1 protein-coding gene is annotated in these 1,759 nt (G+C 42.3%); it reads right to left on the reverse strand.

All coding sequences use genetic code 11. The features are described from left to right. Positions 1 to 114: 114 nt before the first annotated feature. On the reverse strand, positions 115 to 1,656 hold the full coding sequence (locus J2Z65_RS35070; RefSeq protein ID WP_167067201.1) for an IS1182 family transposase: 1,542 nt from the start codon (positions 1,654 to 1,656) through the stop codon (positions 115 to 117). Positions 1,657 to 1,759 lie beyond the last annotated feature (103 nt).

Here is a 1,759-nt window from a genome sequence, read left to right on the forward strand (position 1 = left end):
GGAGACCTCCGAAAAAGTGGTTCCATATTACTAATTTGTCGCTGATTTAGAGTAATTTAAGCCGTTTTAGGGCTGAATCGCTAAGGAAAAGCCTTTTATTTATCTCCACTTCCCTTAGGAAATGGCCAAGAGGGCAGACTGCTCCCGTTGTCGTTTATCCGTAATTAGCTTAGTCATTCTCTTTACGTTAGACGCTATAGTGCTTAACAATGCATGGATATATGTTCTTTCTAATCCGCGATATCGGGCACGTCTGAGTCCATGATTCCTTACTTTATCTGCATGACGGCGCTCAATCAACCATCGACTCTTCCTTGCTTCCTTGTACTCATCGGATTTGTAGTGTTCACGCGCCTGTTGGAATTCTGCGTAGTAATCGCTGATGAAAACATTACGTACGCTCTTACTCGTTGTACACTTCGCTTTTAGTGGGCAATCTTGACACTGGGTTTTAGTAAATCGAAACTCGAGTCCATTCCGATCTTCCTTAGCTTTGGTCCGATCCCTGTAGGCTTTGCTGACTACGCCATTGGGACAGGTTACCTGCATCTTTTTCGCATCAAATTGAAAATCTTCAGGGGTAAATAAACCAGAAACCTGCTGCTTTGTTTTCATCCAGCTTATATGGCCTATAATGTTATTCTTTTGAAGAAAACGAAGATTTTTACCGAACCAGTAACCTTTATCTGCAGAAAGCTCTTTGGGCAAAAATCCATGATTATCTTGAAATTGCTCTATGAGGTCAACCAGTTGATCACCATCTTCGGCATTGGCCGGAGTCACTTTAATCGCCGTGATGATCTCCGTTTCTTCATCCATCATGATATGGTCCTTATAGCCCTGGATCTTACGCATATCTGATTTATGTCCAGTACGTGCATCGGTGTCTACAATGCTGATAAGACGATCCGTAGCATCCTCATCACGATCAGAAATGACTTTCTTTAGTGTAACGAGGGCTGCATTCGGCTGCTCATCGTTGTTTAGTAGGGGCTCAGCCACGGCCGCGAACTCGCTGGCCAATTGAAGCACAACCGGCAACTTCTCGTCCCGAGTTTTCCCCTTGAGCTCGTTCCAGAGCTCAAGCATTCGTTGTTCAAACTGTTGAAAGATCTCTTGGTCGATCTCTCGTAATTCAAGAAGAACACTCTCATAAGCTTGCCGAACTAGAGAAAGCCATGTGGGGATTGCGACATCGGCAATGATATGAGTGGAGTCCATGATGGACCGTTTGGATTGAGCAGAAATAAATCCATGTTCAATGCACTGATCAACTAACCGCTGAAAGATGTCTTGAAATTTCTCCAATCCTACGCGCTTAACACGGAAGTAGCTGATGGTAGTGTCATCTGGTAATTCATCATCGATATTCAAGTCCAAAAACCATCGGTAGGCTAGGTTCACTTGAATATGACTAATGACTTGTACGTCAGAAAGATTGTACAAGTACTCAAGTAAACAAATTTTGAAGAGAAAAACCGGTTCTTCTGCAGGACGACCGCGATTAGCAGAATACTGTTCAGCCAACAATTCTCGAATGAAGGTAAAATCGATGGTCTTAGCGATACTCCGTAACAAATGATTTTGAGGGACAGCTTTCTCATAATAATATTGATCGAAGCCGGAAATTTGGCTTCCGTTGTCTTTACGAAGCATCGATAATACCTCCAAATAACGAATCTATATTTCTATTATATTCTATTAATAGATATATTTGGGGTTAAATTAGCATTGATAACTGACTTTTTCGGAGGTCTCC

Source organism: Paenibacillus aceris (genome assembly GCF_017874035.1).
Lineage (GTDB): Bacteria > Bacillota > Bacilli > Paenibacillales > NBRC-103111 > Paenibacillus_E > Paenibacillus_E aceris.

Excerpts from the sequence above, each read along its gene's own strand:
- J2Z65_RS35070 (WP_167067201.1), bottom strand. The coding sequence starts at position 1,656 with ATGCTTCGTAAAGACAACGGAAGCCAAATTTCCGGCTTCGATCAATAT.